The 18,669-nt window shown below is 73.4% G+C and carries 19 protein-coding genes and 1 pseudogene; 14 read left to right on the top strand and 6 right to left on the bottom strand.

The window, feature by feature from the left end:
• Positions 1–18 precede the first annotated feature (18 nt).
• Positions 19–684, bottom strand: a complete 666-nt coding sequence (locus Ae150APs1_RS21710) for a GntR family transcriptional regulator (RefSeq protein ID WP_060573664.1) — start codon at positions 682–684, stop codon at positions 19–21.
• Positions 685–831: 147 nt separating this feature from the next.
• Between Ae150APs1_RS21710 and purU the strand changes: the two genes are divergently transcribed.
• Complete coding sequence (gene purU, locus Ae150APs1_RS21715; RefSeq protein WP_075299957.1) at positions 832–1,680, top strand: formyltetrahydrofolate deformylase; 849 nt, start codon at positions 832–834, stop codon at positions 1,678–1,680.
• 811 nt (positions 1,681–2,491) lie between these two features.
• Here the strand turns inward: purU and Ae150APs1_RS21720 are convergent.
• Positions 2,492–3,637: pseudogene (locus Ae150APs1_RS21720) on the bottom strand (aromatic ring-hydroxylating dioxygenase subunit alpha).
• Positions 3,638–4,156: 519 nt separating this feature from the next.
• On the opposite strand from Ae150APs1_RS21720, the gene Ae150APs1_RS21725 reads away from it, so the two are divergent.
• On the top strand, positions 4,157–6,022 hold the full coding sequence (locus Ae150APs1_RS21725; RefSeq protein WP_249266426.1) for a BCCT family transporter: 1,866 nt from the start codon (positions 4,157–4,159) through the stop codon (positions 6,020–6,022).
• Here the strand turns inward: Ae150APs1_RS21725 and Ae150APs1_RS21730 are convergent.
• Positions 6,009–6,572: an isochorismatase family protein gene (locus Ae150APs1_RS21730; RefSeq protein ID WP_075299961.1), complete on the bottom strand. Its 564-nt coding sequence runs from the start codon at positions 6,570–6,572 to the stop codon at positions 6,009–6,011. The two genes, Ae150APs1_RS21725 and Ae150APs1_RS21730, sit on opposite strands and share 14 nt — an antisense overlap.
• A 1-nt stretch (position 6,573) precedes the next feature.
• Positions 6,574–7,893 carry a nicotinate phosphoribosyltransferase gene (locus Ae150APs1_RS21735; protein WP_075299963.1) on the bottom strand — a complete coding sequence of 440 codons (1,320 nt, stop codon included), beginning with the start codon at positions 7,891–7,893 and terminating at the stop codon, positions 6,574–6,576.
• 39 nt (positions 7,894–7,932) lie between these two features.
• Here Ae150APs1_RS21735 and clpS point away from each other — a divergent pair, with 39 nt between their 5' ends.
• Both clpS and Ae150APs1_RS21745 read left to right on the top strand, forming a co-directional pair.
• Positions 7,933–8,229, top strand: a complete 297-nt coding sequence (gene clpS / locus Ae150APs1_RS21740) for an ATP-dependent Clp protease adapter ClpS (RefSeq protein ID WP_029239928.1) — start codon at positions 7,933–7,935, stop codon at positions 8,227–8,229.
• A complete protein-coding gene (locus Ae150APs1_RS21745) occupies positions 8,226–8,774 on the top strand; it encodes a DUF2017 domain-containing protein (RefSeq protein WP_010240814.1) in 549 nt (182 codons plus the stop codon). The genes clpS and Ae150APs1_RS21745 overlap by 4 nt, the downstream gene beginning before the upstream one ends.
• A gap of 6 nt (positions 8,775–8,780) precedes the next feature.
• Here the strand turns inward: Ae150APs1_RS21745 and Ae150APs1_RS21750 are convergent, their stop codons facing one another.
• Positions 8,781–10,460 (bottom strand): bifunctional UDP-sugar hydrolase/5'-nucleotidase, encoded by a 1,680-nt coding sequence (locus Ae150APs1_RS21750; protein WP_075299965.1) that lies wholly within the window; start codon positions 10,458–10,460, stop codon positions 8,781–8,783.
• 134 nt (positions 10,461–10,594) lie between these two features.
• Between Ae150APs1_RS21750 and Ae150APs1_RS21755 the strand changes: the two genes are divergently transcribed.
• The 3 genes from Ae150APs1_RS21755 (at position 10,595) to Ae150APs1_RS21765 (ending at position 12,492) form a co-directional block, all read left to right on the top strand.
• Positions 10,595–11,089: a M67 family metallopeptidase gene (locus tag Ae150APs1_RS21755; RefSeq protein ID WP_033200458.1), complete on the top strand. Its 495-nt coding sequence runs from the start codon at positions 10,595–10,597 to the stop codon at positions 11,087–11,089.
• Positions 11,090–11,204: 115 nt separating this feature from the next.
• On the top strand, positions 11,205–11,480 hold the full coding sequence (locus tag Ae150APs1_RS21760; protein WP_010240811.1) for a MoaD/ThiS family protein: 276 nt from the start codon (positions 11,205–11,207) through the stop codon (positions 11,478–11,480).
• Positions 11,481–11,544: 64 nt separating this feature from the next.
• Positions 11,545–12,492, top strand: a complete 948-nt coding sequence (locus Ae150APs1_RS21765) for a cysteine synthase (protein WP_010240810.1) — start codon at positions 11,545–11,547, stop codon at positions 12,490–12,492.
• A gap of 8 nt (positions 12,493–12,500) precedes the next feature.
• On the opposite strand, the gene Ae150APs1_RS34400 is transcribed toward Ae150APs1_RS21765, so the two are convergent.
• Positions 12,501–14,024, bottom strand: a complete 1,524-nt coding sequence (locus Ae150APs1_RS34400; protein ID WP_075299969.1) for an Hsp70 family protein — start codon at positions 14,022–14,024, stop codon at positions 12,501–12,503.
• Positions 14,025–14,144: 120 nt separating this feature from the next.
• Here Ae150APs1_RS34400 and Ae150APs1_RS21775 point away from each other — a divergent pair, with 120 nt between their 5' ends.
• The 7 genes from Ae150APs1_RS21775 to Ae150APs1_RS21805 are packed head-to-tail and all read left to right on the top strand — an operon-like array spanning position 14,145 to position 18,668.
• Positions 14,145–14,759: a rhomboid family intramembrane serine protease gene (locus Ae150APs1_RS21775; RefSeq protein ID WP_075299971.1), complete on the top strand. Its 615-nt coding sequence runs from the start codon at positions 14,145–14,147 to the stop codon at positions 14,757–14,759.
• The gene (gene murI, locus Ae150APs1_RS21780; RefSeq protein WP_060573654.1) at positions 14,756–15,607 is read left to right on the top strand and encodes a glutamate racemase; all 852 of its coding nucleotides are present in this window, start codon (positions 14,756–14,758) and stop codon (positions 15,605–15,607) included. The genes Ae150APs1_RS21775 and murI overlap by 4 nt, the downstream gene beginning before the upstream one ends.
• On the top strand, positions 15,604–15,969 hold the full coding sequence (locus Ae150APs1_RS21785; protein ID WP_010224053.1) for a hypothetical protein: 366 nt from the start codon (positions 15,604–15,606) through the stop codon (positions 15,967–15,969). The genes murI and Ae150APs1_RS21785 overlap by 4 nt, the downstream gene beginning before the upstream one ends.
• Positions 15,962–16,372: a hypothetical protein gene (locus tag Ae150APs1_RS21790; protein WP_010224055.1), complete on the top strand. Its 411-nt coding sequence runs from the start codon at positions 15,962–15,964 to the stop codon at positions 16,370–16,372. Before Ae150APs1_RS21785 ends, Ae150APs1_RS21790 begins: the two co-directional genes overlap by 8 nt.
• A gap of 8 nt (positions 16,373–16,380) precedes the next feature.
• The gene (locus Ae150APs1_RS21795) at positions 16,381–17,166 is read left to right on the top strand and encodes an MBL fold metallo-hydrolase (protein ID WP_075302402.1); all 786 of its coding nucleotides are present in this window, start codon (positions 16,381–16,383) and stop codon (positions 17,164–17,166) included.
• Between the two features lie 57 nt (positions 17,167–17,223).
• Entirely contained in the window at positions 17,224–18,015 is a 792-nt protein-coding gene (gene rph / locus Ae150APs1_RS21800) for a ribonuclease PH (protein WP_075299973.1), read from the top strand.
• Positions 18,012–18,668: a non-canonical purine NTP pyrophosphatase gene (locus Ae150APs1_RS21805; RefSeq protein WP_075299975.1), complete on the top strand. Its 657-nt coding sequence runs from the start codon at positions 18,012–18,014 to the stop codon at positions 18,666–18,668. The genes rph and Ae150APs1_RS21805 overlap by 4 nt, the downstream gene beginning before the upstream one ends.
• Position 18,669 lies beyond the last annotated feature (1 nt).

Genomic DNA, 18,669 nt, shown 5'->3' on the forward strand with positions numbered 1-18,669 from the left:
CCGGTCGGGCGCGGTGGCTCAGACGACCGCGCGGATCGCCTTCTCGAACCCGATCACGTGGTCGCGGGCCCGCTGCTCGGCCTCGTCGGCCCTGCGCTCGCCGATCGCCCGGAGCAGGCCGGTGTGCTCGCCGACGTGCTGGTCGAAGTGCGACATCCGGTCCAGGAACAGGCAGAAGATCCTGGTCGCCAGGTTGTCGTAACGGATCAGCGTGTCCTCGAGGTGCGGGTTCGCCGCGGCCGCGTAGATCGCGCGGTGCACGTGGAGGTCCCAGCGCATCAGGGAGTCGCGGTCGAGGGTCCGCACGTCGAGACCGTCGATCGTGTCGGCCAGCTCCACGAGGTCGGCGAGCACGGCGGTGCCCGCCGACTCGGCGGCCCGGCGGGCGGCGAGCGGCTCGAGCTGGACCCGGATCTCGGAGATGTAGGCGAGATCGGTGATGTCCACGCCGGTCGCGAACGTGCCGCGGCGCGGGTAGGAGATCACCAGACGGTCGATCTCGAGCCGCTTCAGCGCCTCCCGGACGGGGGTGCGGCCGACCTCCAGCGCCTTGGCCAGCGCGACGTCGTCGATCGCCGTCATCGGCGGGATGTCGAGCATGATCAGTCGGTCCCGGATCGCCGTGTAGGCCTTGTCGGCCAGGGAGGCGTACTCCGGCTCACTGACATCGGGAAGAGCGGTCACTACCGCATGGTAACCCCGCACACCGATCTGACAGTGCACCGTCAGTCCGCCGACTCTTGACGACAGTTGATATATCAATGCAGTATCTCACGGGCGGGTCCTGTCGCCACGGCCCGCCCGGAGGACGCGGAAGCCCGAGGAGACACCGTGACCCGTTCGTTCATCCTGACCCTGAACTGCGCCAACCGCACCGGCATCGTGCGGGCGGTGAGCGCCTTCCTGTTCGAGCGCGGCTGCGACATCGGGGAGTATCAGCAGTTCGACGACCCGATCCGCGAGCGGCTGTTCCTCCGCACCCAGGTCGTGGCCCCGGAGGGCGTCGACCTCGGCACGGTGGCCCGCGCCTTCGAGCCGGTGGCGACCGAGTTCGGGATGGACTACGCCTTCTCCGGCGACGCCCCGGCCCGGATCCTCGTGATGGTGTCCCGGCTGGGCCACTGCCTCAATGACCTGATCTTCCGGTGGCGGGCGGGCAACCTGGGCGCCGACGTCGTCGCCGTCGTGTCGAACCATCCCGACCTGCGACCGATGGCGGAGGCGGCCGGCCTGCCGTTCGTGCACATCCCGGTGACGCCGGAGACGAAGCCGGAGGCCGAGGCACAGCTCCTGCGGACGGTCGACGACTTCGACGCCGAGCTCGTCGTGCTCGCCCGCTACATGCAGGTGCTCTCCGACGAGACCTGCAAGGCGCTGCACGGCCGCGCCATCAACATCCACCACTCGTTCCTGCCCGGCTTCAAGGGCGCCCGGCCCTACCACCAGGCCTACGACCGCGGGGTGAAGCTGGTCGGTGCCACCGCGCACTACGTGACCCCCGACCTCGACGAGGGCCCGATCATCGAGCAGGAGGTCATCCGGATCGACCACGGTCACCACCCGACGGCGCTGCAGATGGTCGGCCGCGACGCCGAGGCCCTGGCCCTGTCCCGCGCGGTGCGCTGGCACTGCGAGCGCCGGGTCCTGCTGTCGGGGACGAGCACCGTCGTCTTCCGCTGACCCGACGCTCACAGGATCCGCTGACGCTCAAGCGTTCCGCGGGCGCTCACGGGATCTGCTGACGCTCACGGGATCCGTGGACGCTCGCGCGATCGCGTGAGCAATACCGGGTTCGGTGAGCGTCTCGCCGGATCCGTGGTGCTTTGGGGTCTCGTCGACGCGCACCGGATTCCCGGACGCTCACAGAGCCTGTCGGCGCTCACGCGTTCCGCGGGCGCTCGCGGGATCCGTGGACGCTCGCGCGATCGCGTGAGCGGTGCCGGATTCGGTGAGCGTCTTGCGGGATTCGTGGGTGCGACGGGACCTCTGACGCTCGGAGGGCCCTGGCCGCTCACGGGATCGGCGAGCGTTCCGCGGGTTCTGCCGACGCTCACGGGGCTGTCGACGCTCCCGGGGCCTGGCGACGCGCACGCGATCTGTCGGCGCTCGCGGGATCCGTGGACGCGCGCCCGATTGCGTGAGCAGCGCCGGGTTCGGTGAGCGTCTCGCCGGATCCGTGGTGCTGACGGGCCTGTCGACGCCCAGAGGATCCGCCGGCGCTCACGGATCCGCTGGCTCGCACGCGTTCTGACGGCGCTCACCTGGTCTGTCGGCGCCCACGCGATCTGTGGGCGCTCGCGGGATCCGCTGGCGCTCGCTCGATCGCGTGAGCGACGGCGGGTTCGGTGAGCGTCTCGGCCGGCTGCGGAGTGGAGCCTGGGGAGCGGAGGCAGGTGAGCTGGGGTGGGCGGGCGGGAGTGGGTCGGTGGACTGGGCGTGGGGCGGCCCCGTCACTCGCCGGGGTGGCGGGTGACGGGGCCGTCGGGGGTGCTCAGCCGAGGCGCCCGCGCACCCAGTCGTGGAACTCGCCGATGTGGTGCTCGCTCGGGACGAGGACGCCGCCGTCGCGGTACGACCGCGAGTCCATCGCCACCTGGCAGCGCTCGCAGGCCTCGAAGTCCTGCAGGTTGACCCGGTGGAAGAGCTCGACGGACCGGTCGATGTCGGCGCCGGAGTCGACGACCTCGGGCAGGTAGAGCTAGTCGCAGACGACCATGGTCCGCTCGGCCGTCAGCGGGAACATGCGGTGGAAGACCACGTGGTCGGGGACCAGGTTGATGAACACCTGCGGCCGCACGGTGATCGCGTAGTAGCGGCGGTTCTGGTCGGCGCCGACGCCCGGGATCGGGGCGAGCCCGGCCGAGCCGTCCACGGTGAAGCCCTGGACCTCCTCGCCGAACTCGGCGCCGTGGCCGACGAAGTACTGCGTGGCGAGGCCGTCGGCGAACTCGGGCAGCACCTCGGTGAGCTCCGGGTGGATCGTCGCGCAGTGGTAGCACTCCATGAAGTTCTCGACGATCTGCTTCCAGTTCGCCTTGACGTCGTAGGAGATGCGCCGGCCGAGCTTCAGGTTCTCGACGTCGTAGCCGACGATCGCGTCCGGCGAGCCGAGCCGGGCGGTGACGTCGCCGATCACCGTCTCCTCGAACGGCGGCGGGTCCTCCGCCAGGCACAGCCAGGCGTAGCCCAGCCACTCGCGGACGTGCACCGTGTGCAGGCCGTACTCGACCTTGTCGACGTCCGGCATCGCGGTCAGGTTCGGCGCGGCGACGAGCTTGCCGTCCAGGCCGTAGGTCCACGCGTGGTACGGACACTGGAAGGAGCGCTTCACCTCGCCGCTCTCCTCGGTGCACAGCCGTGCGCCCCGGTGCCGGCACACGTTCAGGAACGCCCGGACCGCACTGTCACGGCCGCGGGTCACGATGACGCTCTCGCGTCCGATCTGGACGGTCTCGAACCGGCCGGGCCGGTCGAGGTCTGCGCTCAGGACGGAGCAGAACCATCCCGTGTGGAAGATGCTGTCCTGCTCGGCCCGGAAGATGTCCGGATCGGTGTAGTAGTGGCCTGCCAGGGTCTCTCGCAGGCTCTCCGGCAGGGTCTGACCGCGGGGGGAGGGGGACAGCTCACCGGTCGTCATGGCAGTGCTCCTCGTGCAGGACATGGGTGCCCGCGGCTCGGGCCCGGGGCGGGGGAGAGGTCGATCGGGTGTGCGGGACCTGCACGCCGGTGCTCCGCGTGCGCGAGAAATGAGAAGGAAAAGCAGGGCAACCGTTGCGTGACAAGCAACCGGTCGCTCAATGTGCACCATGATGGGAGCGCGACCCCGGGGGTCCTGTCAAGAGTCGATTCGGGCGACGATCCGCAGGTCGTCGCGCCTGTCGTGGCAGATCGGGCCGGGACTTCCCGAGGGCGGTGCGGGACGCGTGGCGGCTCCCGGGTCGTCGGCGTCGGGGGGTGGGCGCCGACCTTGACCGGCGCTCGTGCCGGACCTTAGCCTGTTCAGATATATTAGTCGAGTATCTGATGGCCGCTGTGAGGTGGCCCCTCCCCTGTGATCACCGCACGACCCTCGGCACACACCGCCCGCCCCGCTCCGCGCGGATCCCGATCAGCGTCGATCCGCCGCCCGGATTCCCGAACAGAGGTGGACACCGTCATGGCAGACGTCGAACCGCGGTCCCGGACCGCGGACCTCCCCGAGCCCCCGGAGCCCCCGGAGAGTCCGGAGAGCCCGGTGACCGCGGGCCGCACCGACCGGACCGTCTTCGGCGTGGGTGCGGCCCTGGCGCTGCTCTTCGTGGTGTGGGGCGTCGCGGACCCGCAGGGGCTCGGCGACGCCGCGAGCACCATGATCGACGGCCTGATGCGGGCCGGGGGCTGGGGTTTCATCCTCGCCGCGACCGGCTTCGTCGCGTTCGCGCTCTTCCTCGCGTTCAGCAGGTTCGGCCGGATCAGGCTCGGTGCCGACGACGAGCAGCCCGAGTTCCGGACGGTGTCCTGGATCGCGATGATGTTCTCCGCCGGCATGGGCATCGGGCTGATGTTCTTCGGCGTCACCGAGCCGCTGTCGTTCTACGCGTCGCCGCCCCCGGGGTCCGCCGCACCGGGGACGACCGAGGCGATGCAGACGGCCATGGCGACCTCGCTGTTCCACTGGACGCTGCACCCGTGGGCGATCTACGCCGTCGTCGGGCTGGCCATCGCGTACTCGACGTTCCGCAGGGGGCGCCGTCAGCTGATCAGCCAGGCGTTCGTCCCGCTGATCGGGCGCCGGGCCGCGGAGGGTCCGGTCGGCAGGACGATCGACATCTTGGCGATCTTCGCGACGCTGTTCGGCTCGGCCGCCTCGCTCGGTCTCGGTGCCTTCCAGATCGGTGGCGGCATGCAGGCCGTCGGCTGGGTCGACGGCGACGTCGGCGCCCCGGTGCTGGCCGCGATCGTCGTCGTGCTCACCGCGGCCTTCGTCCTGTCCGCGTTCTCCGGCGTCGCCCGGGGCATCCAGTGGCTGTCGAACACGAACATGGTGCTGGCCGCCGCGCTGGCGCTGTTCGTGTTCGTCGTCGGCCCGACGGTGCTCGTGCTGGACATGATCCCGACGTCGCTGGGGGCGTACTTCTCCCAGTTCTTCGACATGGTGGCGCGCACCGAGGCCGTCGGCGGGGAGCCGATGCTCGAGTGGCTGTCCGGCTGGACCGTCTTCTACTGGGCCTGGTGGATCTCGTGGACGCCGTTCGTCGGGATGTTCCTGGCCCGGATCTCGCGCGGGCGCACGATCAAGGAGTTCGTCGGCGGGGTGATCCTCGCGCCGAGCCTGGTCTCCCTGGTCTGGTTCTGCATCTTCGGCGGTACCGCGGTCGAGCAGGCGCAGGCGGGCGCGCGGTTCTCCGGCGACTCGAACGTCCAGCTGTTCGAGATGCTCGGGGCCTACCCGTGGGCGACGGTGACCGGGTTGCTCGTGATGGTCCTGGTCGCGATCTTCTTCGTGTCCGGTGCGGACGCGGCGTCGATCGTCATGGGGACGCTCTCGCAGCGCGGGACCATCGAGCCGAGCCGCTGGGTGGTGGTCTTCTGGGGAGCCGCGACGGGCGCGGTGGCGGTGCTGATGCTGGTCACCGGAGGTGAGGACGCGCTCTCCGGGATCCAGGACCTCACGATCCTGGTGGCCGCGCCGTTCGTGGTGATCATGGTCCTGCTCTGCGTGGCCCTGCTGCGCGACGTCCGGCGGGACCGGGTCGTCCTCCGCAGCATCAAGTCCACCGAGGTGATCGAGCAGGCGGTGGACTGGGCCACCGACCGGCACGGCGACGACTTCTACGTGAAGGTCGGCGCGTTCACCACCGAGGGCAGCGAGGACGAGGAGGTCGGCGAGGACGGCGCGGACCCGGACGACGCGGACCCGGACGACGCGGACCCACCCGTGCCCGGCGAACCGCAGGCGGAGCCGCCGCCCGCCGAGCCGTCGCCCACCGAGCCGGCGCCCGCCGAGCCGGCGCCCGCGGTGGAGCCGGTCACACCTCGGTGACGGTCACCCCGGCCTCGCGCAGCTGGGCGAGGGCCCGGCCGGTCGTCTCCTGCGCGACCCCGGCGCAGTGCTCGAGCAGCACCGTCGTCGTCAGGCCGAGCCGGGCCGCGTCCAGCGCGGTCGCCCGGACGCAGTGGTCGGTCGCCAGGCCGACGACGTCGACCTCGCCCACCCCGCGGGCGTCGAGCCAGTCGGCCAGCGGCAGGCCCGACTCGTTCTCGCTCGCGCCCTCGAACCCGGAGTACGCGCTGGAGTAGGCGCCCTTGTCGAAGACGCACTCGATCGGCGCGACGTCCAGCGCCGGGTGGAACGACGCCCCGGGCGTCCCGGCCCGGCAGTGCGGCGGCCACGAGTCGACGAAGTCCGGGGTGTCGGAGAAGTGCGGGCCCGGGTCGACGTGCACGTCCCGGGTGGCGACGACGTGGTCGTAGGAGCCCTCGGCGGCGAGCCGCCCGATCCGGGCGGCGACCGCGGCGCCACCCGCCACGGCCAGCGCCCCGCCCTCGCAGAAGTCGTTCTGGACGTCGACGACGATCAGTGTTCGGGCCATCTCACCCCTCCGTGGCGGGCGTGACGAAGCTGGTCGGGATCGCGGGCTCGCCGCGGGAGAGCTTCAGACCCTCCCACGGTACGGCCACCAGCGCCGCGCGGAGCCGCTCGCGGGCGTCGGGCAGCGAGCCCGTCCCGTCGACCAGCTCCCCGCCGCGGACGAGCGGCACCGGCAGCACGCGGTCGTGGTCGCCGAGCTCGGGCTCGGAGCCGTGCGGGAACACGACCTCCTCCACCGCGGTGCCGGTCGGCTTGAACCGGCGCAGCGCCGACTTCCGCCCGCCCCGCGACTCCTTCGCGCTGGACCGCTTGCTCACCGGGCGTTCGTCGACCTCGACGAGCTTGTAGACCATCCCCGCCGTCGGGGCACCGGACCCGGTGACCAGCGACGTCCCGACGCCGTAGGAGTCGACGGGCTCGGCGCGCAGCGACGCGATGGCGTACTCGTCCAGATCACCGGAGAGCACGATCCGGGTGCCGGTCGCGCCGAGCGAGTCGAGCTGGTCCCGGGCCTGCCGCGCGAGCTCGCCGAGGTCGCCGGAGTCGATCCGGACCGCGCCGAGACCGGTCCCGGCCGCCTCGACGGCGTTCGCGATGCCCTTGCGGATGTCGAAGGTGTCGACGAGCAGGGTGGTGCCCGTCCCCAGTGCCGCGACCTGGCTGCGGAACGCGGCGGGCTCGTCGTCGTGCAGCAGGATCCAGGCGTGCGCGGCGGTGCCGGCGGTCGGGATGCCGAACCGCTGCCCGGCGGCGAGGTTCGACGTCGTGGTGAACCCGGCGAGGTACGCCGACCGGGCGGCCGCCACGGCCGCCTCCTCGTGGGTGCGCCGGGACCCCATCTCGATCAGCGGGCGTCCGGCCGCGGCCGTGACCATCCGGGCCGCGGCGGAGGCGATCGCGCTGTCGTGGTTGAAGATCGACAACGCGAGGGTCTCGAGGAGGACGGCGTCGGCGAACGTCCCGGTGACGGTGAGGACCGGGGAGCCGGGGAAGTAGAGCTCCCCCTCGGGGTAGCCGTCGACGTCGCCGGTGAAGCGGTAGTCGCGCAGCCAGCCCAGGGTGTCGTCGTCGACGACGGTCGCCAGCGTCTCCAGGTCGGCGGGGCCGAACCGGAACCCGCGCAGGGCCTCGAGCAGCCGCCCGGTCCCGGCGACGACGCCGTAGCGGCGGCCGTCCGGGAGGCGGCGGGCGAAGAGCTCGAACACGCAGTGCCGGTCGGCCGTGCCGTCGGCGAGCGCGGCGGCCACCATCGTCAGCTCGTAGCGGTCGGTCAGCAGTGCCGTGCCCGGTGCCGGGGCGGGCGGGGGGACGGAGCCGGTCATGGGACGGAGCCTATGCCCGCCTGTGTCACCATGGTGCGCATGACCGCGCCGTCCCCGTCGCCCACCGAGCAGGTCTCGCCGGACACGGACGATGCCACCAGTCCTGACACCCCGTGGCAGGCGATCGTGTGGAACGATCCGGTCAACCTGATGTCGTACGTCACGTACGTCCTGCAGAAGGTCTTCGACTATCCCGAGCAGACGGCGAACGCGCTGATGCTCGACGTGCACCACAAGGGCAAGGCCGCCGTCTCCTCCGGTGACAAGGACACCGTCGAGGTGCACGTGGCGAAGCTCCACGCGGCCGGCCTGTGGGCCACCATGCAGCGCACATGAACGGCTGGAAGCGCAGCGGCCGCGGCGACCGCGTCCGGTTCACCTCCGGCTTCTCCGGGGAGGAGGCCGCGGTGCTCCGCGGCCTGTTCACCGAGGTCCGGCAGATGCTCGCCGACCGGGCCTCGCTGGCCCCCGAGGACGAGCTCGCCACCCTCACCGGCATCCGCACCGGGCCCACCAGCCGGCCCACCGACCGGGTGCTGGCCCGGCTGCTGCCCGACTTCACCACCGAGGACTCGGACCTCGCGGGCGGACTGCGCTCGCTGCACGAGCCGGAGCTGATCGAGGCCAAGGACAAGGCGGCGGAGACGGTGCTGGACACCCTCCCCGAGTCCGGCGGCCGGCTCGAGCTGTCGCCCGACCAGGCCGACGCCTGGCTGGCGGCGCTCAACGACGTCCGGCTCGCGCTGGGCACCGCGCTCGACGTCAGCGAGGACATGCCCGACCAGTTGCCCGACGACGACCCGCGGGGCCAGCACCTGGGCGTCTACCACTGGCTGACCTTCGTCCAGGACTCCCTGGTCCGGGTGCGCCTCCGCGCCTGACCGGGGTCAGCCGCGCCCGATCCGGTCCGTCGGCGGTGCGGTGAGCCGCGGCGCCGCCCCCAGGCGGGCGACGAGCGCGTCCAGGTCGACCGGGCCGCCGACCAGGTCGGTGCCCGCGGAGAAGGCGTCGAATCCGTCGCCGCCCGCGGACAGGAAGTTGTTCACCGCGACCCGGTACGGGCGGTCGTCCGCGATCGGGACGCCGTCCACCTCGACGCGGCCCACCCGCTCCCCGGCCACGGCGTAGCGGACGTTCGACGACGTCTGCAGGACCGTCGGCCCGTCCTCCACTGTGAACTGCTGGTCCAGCACGGCCCGCAGCTGCGCGCCGGTCAGCGTCATCGTCTGCAGGACGTTGCCGAACGGCTGGACGGTGTAGGCCTGCCCGTAGGTCACCCGTCCCTCCGCGTCCGGGACCAGGTCGGCGCGGACGCCGCCGGGGTTGGTGAGCGCGAGCTGCGCGCCGTCGCCGCGGGAGGCGGCCAGGTGCGCGTCGGCGATCACGGTGCCGAGCGGGGACAGCCCGGACGGCGCCGCCGCCCGGGGGAGCGGTCCGGCGAGGGTGCCGACCGGGCGCTCTGCGAGCGGGGCCGACCCGGCAACGGCCCGGTCGACGATCTCCTGCGCGGCCGGGTCGGGCTCCACGTCGTGGGACACGATCTCGTTGCGGGCGGTGGTGGCGACCCGGTCGACGTCGCCGTCGGCGGTGATCGTGAGGTCGAGGGCGGACAGCAGCCTGCCGAACGACAGGCCCTGCACGAACGGGCGCGGTGCACCGGCCGGGTCGGTGGCGCTGCACACGTACTGCTGGTGCGAGTGGGCGGAGAGGACGGCGTCGACGTCGGCGGAGACGGCCGCGGCGATCCGCGAGCCCGGCCCGCCCGGTTCCAGCGCACAGGAGTCCGGGCCGCCGTCGGAGTCGTCGCCCTGGTGCAGCAGCAGGACCTGGGCCCGCACCCCCTGCGCGGTGAGGTCGCGGGACGCGGCGTCCACGGCGGCGACCTCGTCGCCGATCTCCAGGCCGCGCAGGCCGTCCGGCGAGACGAGCCCGGGCAGCTCGGTGAGCGTCGCGCCGATGATCCCGATCCGGGTGCCGCCGGCCTCGACGACGTGGGTCGCCGGCAGCGCCGGGCCGCCGCCGTCCTCGGTGACGTTCGCGGCGAGGACCGGGAAGGACGCGCCGTCGAAGGACGGGGTGAACCGGCAGCCGTCGGACGGGTGGCAGCCACCACCCGCGATGCGGCGCAGCTCGGTGATGCCCTCGTCGAACTCGTGGTTGCCCGCCACCGAGGCCGCCACGCCCATCCCGTCGAGCACCTCGATCGTCGGCTCGTCGCGGAACAGCGCCGACGCCAGCGGGGAGGCGCCGATGTTGTCGCCGGTCGAGAGCAGCACCGAGTCCGGCTCCTCGGCGCGCAGCCGTTCCACGTGCGCGGCCAGGTAGGCGGCGCCGCCGGCGTCGACCTCGGCGCCGTCGTCGCCGGTCACCCTGGCCGAGGACCCCGTCGGCGGCTCGAGGGTGCCGTGCAGGTCGTTGAACGCGATGACCCGGACCGTGCCGGGATCGCCACCGGCGTCCGGACGGCCGGCCAGGGTGCGGGACTCGGCGGCGACGGCCACCACGAGGACCGACGCGAACACCGCTGCCAGGACGATGCCGGTCCGGCGGGAGGAGGCGGCGGGCACGCCGCGCAGTATCGCCGCGGCGCGCCCGCCGGCACCGTGGCGTGGGTCACGAACGGGGGCGTCCGGCGGATGAACGTTGTGAGCCGCGCCGAGCGATGTGCGACGGCCCGGACCGGGCCCGTATCCTCGGCCGCGTGCTGGCCATCCGAGCGGACCTCGTCGACGAGATCGTCGCGCACGCCCGGCGGGACTTCCCGCTGGAGGCGTGCGGTCAGCTCGTGGGGCCGGAGCACGGCGAGCACGCCGAGCGCTACGTCCCGATGACCAACGCCGACGAGATCGAGAGCGACTTCGCGTTCTCCCCCGTCGAGGACATCAGGCTGGAGCGCGCGCTCGACGCCGCCGGGGAACGCCGGATGCTCGTCGTCCACTCGCACACCCGCGTCCCGCGCCGTCCGCTGACCGACACCGGACTGCCCGAGGCGTACCCCTCGGTCAAGGACGTCGCGCAGATGGAGTGGACCCCCGACCAGCACTGGCTGATCGTCGGGCTGGCCACGGCCGACGGCGAGCCCGAGGTGCGGTCGTACCACCTCGCCGGTGGCGAGATCGTGGAGGACGCACTGCAGGTGGTGGAGTCCTACATGTTCTCCCACACCGGTTCCGACGACGTGCCCGACCGGGCCTGAACGACCCTCCCGCGCACCCGCGCCGGAGGTCACGCGGGAATGTCGCCGTACTCCGGTTGCGTTGTCGCGTGACGAAACGTCCACGGCAACGCAACCCCCAGGAGTGATCACCGAGATGGCCGTCTCCGTCTCCATCCCCACCATCCTTCGCACGCACACCGGCGGCGAGAAGACCGTCGAGGCGAAGGGCGACACCGTCGCAGGAGTCATCGACGACCTGGAGTCGCGGCACAGCGGCATCAAGGGCCGCCTGATCACCGACGGCAAGCTGCACCGCTTCGTCAACATCTACGTCGACGACGAGGACGTCCGCTTCGCCGGTGGCCTCGAGGCCCCGGTCAAGGAGTCCTCGACCCTCACGATCCTCCCGGCCGTCGCCGGCGGTCGCTGAGCCCATCGTCGGCGGGTGCCGGGCGGCGACGCCCGCCCGGCACCGCCCCGTGAGGAGATCGTCAGTGCGTTACGACTCGCTGCTGGACGCCGTCGGCGACACCCCGCTCGTCGGGCTGCCGTCGCTGTCGCCGTCGGAGGACGTGCGGCTGTGGGCCAAGCTGGAGGACCGCAACCCCACCGGCTCGATCAAGGACCGGCCCGCGCTGGCCATGATCGAGGACGCGGAGAAGCAGGGCCGGCTCACCCCCGGCTGCACCATCCTGGAGCCCACCTCGGGCAACACCGGCATCTCGCTGGCGATGGCGTCGAGGCTCAAGGGCTACCAGCTCGTCTGCGTGATGCCGGAGAACACCTCCGAGGAGCGCAGGCAGCTGCTCGCCATGTACGGCGCGCAGATCATCTCGTCGCCGGCGGCGGGCGGTTCGAACCAGGCCGTCGCCGTCGCCAAGCAGCTGGCCGCGGAGCACACCGACTGGGTGATGCTCTACCAGTACGGCAACCCGGCCAACACCGACGCGCACTACCGCGGCACCGGCCCGGAGATCCTGCGTGACCTGCCCTCGATCACCCACTTCGTCGCCGGGCTCGGCACCACCGGGACCCTCGTCGGCGCCGGTCGCTACCTGCGCGAGCAGAAGCCCGACGTCCAGGTCGTCGCCGCCGAGCCGCGCTACGGCGAGCTGGTCTACGGCCTGCGCAACCTGTCCGAGGGCTTCGTCCCCGAGCTGTACGACGAGACCGTCCTGACCGGCCGCTTCTCGGTCGGCTCCTACGACGCGCTGCGCCGCACCCGTCAGCTCGTCGAGGAGGAGGGGATCTTCGCGGGCATCTCGTCCGGGGCGATCCTGCACGCCGCGCTCGGCGTCGCGAACAAGGCGCTCGAGGCCGGGGAACGCGCCGACGTCGTGATCGTCATCTGTGACGGCGGCTGGAAGTACCTGTCCACCGGCGCCTACTCGGGCGACCTCGGTTCGGCCGCGCAGGGCATCGACGGGCACCTCTGGGCCTGACCGCCGCCCTAGTGGTGGTCGTGTCCGACCCCGGCACCGCCCGGCGCCGGCGGCGGGACCGCCGCCGGGGCGCCCGGTAGCGGCGCTGCGGGGGCGGGCCGGACGCCGTCGGACCCGGGCGCGGCCGGCTCGGCCGGGACGGCGGGCATCGGGACGGCAGGGCTCCCGCCGGCCGGGGGGATCCCGGCCTCCGGAACGGTGGGCGCCTCACTCGTGACGACGACGGCGCCGGGCGGCGTCCCGCCGGAGGTGCCGTAGAGCAGCCCGCCACCGGCGGCGGCCGCCACGACGAGCACGCCCGCGCCGAGGACGACCCGGCCGCGACGACGGCGGTCCGGCGCGGCCGCCCCGCTCCCGGCACCACTCGTTCCACCGGCCTCACCCGGATCCCTCGTTCCACCGGCACCACCCGGGCCGCCGGCACCGCCCGGACGATCGGCGCTCCCCGGACCACCGGCACGTCCCGGGGCACCGGTGCGCTCGGCGCCCCACGACGCGGCCCCGAGCGCGACGGCGTGCTCCGGGTGCCTGCCCACCGAGGGCGGCCTGCCCAGCCCGGCCACGGCCCCGGCCATCGCGGGGATCCGGGCGGAGCCACCCGTCAGCAGGACCGTGTGCAGGTCGTCCGGGGTCACCCCCGCCGAGCGGAGCGCGCGGCGCAGCACCGCGACCGTCGCACCGACCCAGGGCCGGATCATCTCCTCCAGCTCGCCACGGGTCAGCAGGACCGCGGTCTGCACCGACGGCAGCACCACCGGGATCACCGTCTCGGTGTCGGTGGAGAGCGCCTCCTTCGCGAGGACGCAGTCCTGCCGGAGCCGGACGACGGCGGCGGCCGCCCGGGCGTCGGCCGGATCGTGCGCGGAGACCGCACCGTCGAGTGCCCGGTCGACGTGTGCGAACACCACGTCGTCGAGGCCCGCGCCGCCGAGTCCCGGTGCGCTCCCGGGCACGCCGAGGACGGTGGCCCCGGCACCGCCGACCCGCAGCACGGTCGCGTCGACGCTCCCGCCGCCCAGGTCGTGTACGGCGACGAGGGCACCGTCAGGCACCTGCCCGGTGGAGGCGAGGTGCGCGACGGCCGCCTCCGGCTCGGTCAGCACCCGGGCGTCGTCGATCCCGGCCGCCCGGTGCACCTGCCCGAACCGCTCCCGCTCGTACGGGCCCCAGGCCGCCGGGTGGGTCAGGGTGACGGTGTCCGGTGCGGCACCCTCCTGCGTCCCCACCATCCGGAGGACGTCGCGCAGCTGGTGGGCCATCAGCTCCGGCACCGGGTGCGGGGCACCGCCGACGAGCACCGGGACCGGGTCGCCGAGCCGCGCCCCGACCCCGCGGACCACCCGGTCCGGTGCACCGGCGGCCCCGCGCTCGGCCGCGTCACCGGTCAGGACGGTCCCGTCGGGACGCAGCAGCACCACCGACGGCACGGCCGTGGTCCGGTCGCCCAGCGTCGCCGTCCCGACCCGGCCGTCCCGCTCCACCGCGGCGGTGGTGCAGGTCGTACCGAGGTCGACGGCCAGGCCGTATCCCATCGCGCCCGCCCTCCTCCCCGAGCCCGTCCGGCCCGGGGTCGTCACACACCGTCCCGGCGTTGCCGGGTGCACGCCTGATTCGCCCGATCGGCCGCACCCGTCGTCGGTACCGTCGAGGCCATGACCGCTCTCCCGTCCGGCCGTGCTCGCGTGCGCGTGCTCCCGCCCGCTCCGGCACGGGCCGCGGCGATCATGCTGCTGTTCACGGCCGCGCTGTACATCGTCGAAACCGTGGATTCCGCCTCCGGCGGCATGGTGGAGCAGGCCGGGGCGATCTACCCGCGCGACACCGACGGGCTCGCCGGGATCCTCACCGCGCCGCTGCTGCACGGCGACTGGGCGCACCTCGTCGCGAACACCGTGCCGTTCCTGGTGTTCGGCTTCCTCGCGATGTCCGGCGGGGTCGGGCAGTGGTTAGTGGTGACCGCGACGATCTGGGTGGTCAGCGGCGTCGGGGTCTGGCTGATCTCCCCGCTGCCGGTGATCGGGGCGTCGTCGATCGTGTTCGGCTGGTTCCTGTTCCTGCTGGTCCGCGGCTTCTACGCGCGCAACGGGCGGCAGATCCTGCTCGCCGTCGTGCTGTTCCTCGTCTGGGGTTCGCTGCTGTGGGGGGTGCTGCCGTCCGACCCGATGGTGTCCTGGCAGGGCCACCTGTTCGGCGCGGTCGGCGGCGTGGTCGCCGCGTCCTGGGTGGCGAAGGCCGACCGCCGCGCCACGCCTACCCTGGGGGTGTGAGCAGCGAGCGGGGGATCGACGCACCGATCGGGATCTTCGACTCCGGCGTGGGTGGTCTCACCGTCGCCCGCTCCGTGATCGACCTCCTGCCCGCCGAGCAGATCGTCTACGTCGGCGACACCGCGCACAGCCCGTACGGGCCCCGCACGATCGCCGACATCCGCCGGCTCGCGCTGCAGATCGGCGACGAGCTCGTCGAGTCCGGGGTGAAGGCGCTGGTCATCGCCTGCAACTCGGCGTCGGCGGCCTGCCTCGCCGACTTCCGCGAGCGCTACCCGGTCCCGGTCGTCGAGGTCGTCCGCCCCGCCGTGCGACGTGCCGTCGCCGCCACCCGCAACGGCCGGATCGGCGTCATCGGGACGCAGGCGACGATCGCCTCCGGCGCCTACGCCGACGCCTTCGACGCCGCCCGCGACACCGAGATCACCTCCGTCGCGTGCCCCCGCTTCGTCGACTTCGTCGAACGCGGCACCACCAGCGGCCGGCAGGTGCTCGGCGTCGCCGAGGGCTACCTGGAGCCGCTGCAGCGGGCCGGGGTCGACACCGTCGTCCTCGGCTGCACGCACTACCCGCTGCTCACCGGGGTCCTGGAGATCGTCCTCGGCCCGGACGTGACGCTGGTGTCCTCGGCCGACGAGACCGCCCGCACCCTCGTGCGCACCCTGCACACCCGTGACCTGCTGCGCGACGACACCGCACCGGCGGCGGCGCACCGTTTCCTCGCCACCGGCGACCCGGAGCCGTTCCGCCGGCTCGGCCGCCGCTTCCTCGGCCCGGAGATCGGTGCCGTCGTGGGGCGGGCCGGGTCGGAGCCCCTCCCCGGGGCCGGGGTAACGTCCGCGCCGTGATCGGTGCGCTGGTCCTGGTGATCACGGTGGCCCTGTCGGCCACCGCGCTGTTCGGGCTGGTCACCACGGTGACGAACCGCCCCCCGGGCGCGGTCCACCGGATCGCGGTCGGGGTCTGCACGGCACTCGTCGTGGTGCAGGCGGCCATCGCCGCCTACCAGGTGCTCGTCGGCGGTGTCACCCTGCCGGAGCAGAGCACCTTCCTCATCTACCTCGTCGTCGCGATCTGCGTCCCGCCGGTCTCGTTGCAGTTCGCCACCGCCGAGCCCAGCCGGTGGGGCGGCACGGTGATTGCCGTCGGCGCGCTCGGCACCCTGGTCGCGGTGCTCCGCCTGCAGGGCCTGTGGGTGCCCGGTGCCTGAGCCGGGGGAGGTCCGCGCCACCGCGACCGGGCCCGGCCGCATCCTCATCGCCGTCTACGGGGTCTTCGCGGTCGCCGCGACCGCGCGGGCCGGCGTCCAGATCGCGGAACGGTTCGCCGAGGCGCCCCTGGCCTACACGCTGTCCGGCCTCGCCGGGATCGTCTACGTCCTCGCCACGATCGGCCTCGCCGGGACCGGACCGGGCTTCCGGCGCCTCGCCTGGGCCGCCGTGCTGTTCGAGCTGACCGGGGTGCTCGTCGTCGGGGCCTTCACCCTGCTCGTGCCCGGTGACTTCCCGCAGGACACCGTCTGGTCCTGGTTCGGCGTCGGGTACGGCTTCATCCCGCTCGTCCTGCCGTTCGCCGGGATCTGGTGGCTGCGGCGCACGGCGCGATCGGGTTAGTGTCGCGCATGCGGCTGATCGTGCTCGGGTGCTCCGGCAGCGGTCCCGGTCCCGGCTCCCCGGCGTCCGGCTACCTCGTGGAGGCCGGTACCACCCGGTTCACGCTCGACCTCGGCAACGGCACCCTCGGTGCCCTCCAGCGGCACACCGACCCGTGGGGCCTCGACGCCGTCGCCTTCAGCCACCTGCACCCCGACCACTGCTCGGACTTCGCCTCGCTCGTCGTGCACCGCCGGTACCACCCGCGGCCGCCGTTCGACCCCGCCGAGTCCCCGTTGCCGGTGCACGCCCCGTCCGGCGCGCACGCCCGCTTCGCCCGCGCCTACGCGCCGTCGGAGGAGGAGCTGCACGGCACCGACCTCACCGACGTGTTCACGTTCCACGACCTCGCCGCCGTCGGCTCCTTCACCGTCGGCACCGGCGCGGACACGGTGACGGTCACCGCTCACCCGGTGGTGCACCCGTGCCCGTCGTTCGCCCTCCGGGTCGAGCACGCGGGGACGGTCCTCGCCTACTCCGGGGACACCGGCGCCTGCGACGGTCTCGTCGACGCGGCCCGCGACGCCGACCTGTTCCTGTGCGAGGCGAGCTGGCCGCACGACGACGCCAACCCGGCCGGCGTGCACCTGTCCGGCCGGGAGGCCGGGGCGCACGCCGCCGCGGCCGGCGCCCGGCGGCTGGTCGTCACGCACGTCCCCGCCTGGTACGACCGCGAGGAGCTCGCCACCGAGGCGAAGGCCTCCTTCGGCGCCCCCGTCGAGCTCGCCGCCCCGGACGCCGTGTTCGACCTCTGAGCGCCCCGGGACCGGAGCGGCCCGGCGGGCCCGGCCACGGGTTCCTAGGATGTCCGGGTGACACGATCTGAGGGCAGGACGGACGGACGCGCGGACGACGAGCTCCGTCCGGTGACGATCACCCGGGGCTTCCAGAAGCATCCGGCCGGATCGGTGCTGGTGGAGTTCGGGGACACCAAGGTGCTGTGCGCGGCCAGCGTGACCGAGGGGGTCCCACGCTGGCGCAAGGGATCCGGCCTCGGCTGGGTCACCGCCGAGTACGCGATGCTGCCCTCGTCGACCGACACCCGGTCGTCGCGGGAGTCGGTGAAGGGAAAGATCGGCGGTCGCACCCACGAGATCTCCCGCCTGATCGGCCGGTCGCTGCGCGCCTGCATCGACCTGCGCGCGCTCGGCGAGAACACCATCGCGATCGACTGCGACGTGCTGCAGGCCGACGGCGGCACCCGGACCGCGGCCATCACCGGCGCCTACGTCGCGCTGTGCGACGCCGTCACCTGGCTCGGCGAGCACGGGAAGCTGACCGACCCCAAGCCGATCTCCTGCCAGGTCGCGGCCGTGTCCGTCGGCGTCGTCGACGGCCGGGTCCGGCTCGACCTGCCCTACGAGGAGGACTCCCGGGCCGAGGTCGACACCAACGTGGTGGCGACCGAGACCGGCACGCTCATCGAGGTCCAGGGCACCGGTGAGGGCGCCACGTTCGCCCGCAAGACCCTCGACGCGATGCTCGACTCCGCGCTCGCCGGGATCGCCGGCATCGCCCGGATGCAGATCGAGGCACTCGACGCCCCGCACCCCAAGCTCGAGGCGGAGAAGGCCGCGGCCGAGGCGGCGGAGGGCACCGAGTGACCGCGGCCCGGATCCTGCTGGCCACCCGCAACGCCAAGAAGCTCGTGGAGCTGCGCCGGATCGTCGACGCCGCCGGGCTGACCGGTGTCGAGATCGTCGGGCTCGCCGACGTCCCCGAGTTCCCCGAGGCGCCGGAGACCGGGGCGACCTTCGCCGAGAACGCGCTCGCCAAGGCCCGGGACGCGGCCGCCGCGACCGGCCTGCCGGCGATCGCCGACGACTCCGGGATCACCGTCGACGCGCTCAACGGGATGCCCGGCATCTTCTCGGCCCGCTGGGCGGGGCGGCACGGCGACGACGACGCCAACCTGCAGCTGCTGCTCGGGCAGACCGGGGACGTGCCGGACGACCGGCGCGGCGCCGCCTTCGTGTGCGCGGCCGCGCTCGTGACCCCGGACGGCGCCGCCGCGGACGCACCCGGCGCCGACGGCGAGACCCCCGGCCGGACCGTCGTTCACGGCACGTGGCGGGGCACCCTGCTGCGCGCGCCGCGGGGCGGGAACGGCTTCGGCTACGACCCGATCTTCGCGCCGGAGGGGGAGACCCGGTCCTCGGCGGAGTTGTCCGCCGCGGAGAAGGACGCGGCGTCGCACCGCGGGCTCGCGCTGCGCGCCCTCGTCCCGCACCTGCAGGCCCTGCTCGCCCAGGCGTGAC

It is taken from the genome of Pseudonocardia sp. Ae150A_Ps1, assembly GCF_001932315.1.
In the GTDB taxonomy this organism is placed as follows: domain Bacteria; phylum Actinomycetota; class Actinomycetes; order Mycobacteriales; family Pseudonocardiaceae; genus Pseudonocardia.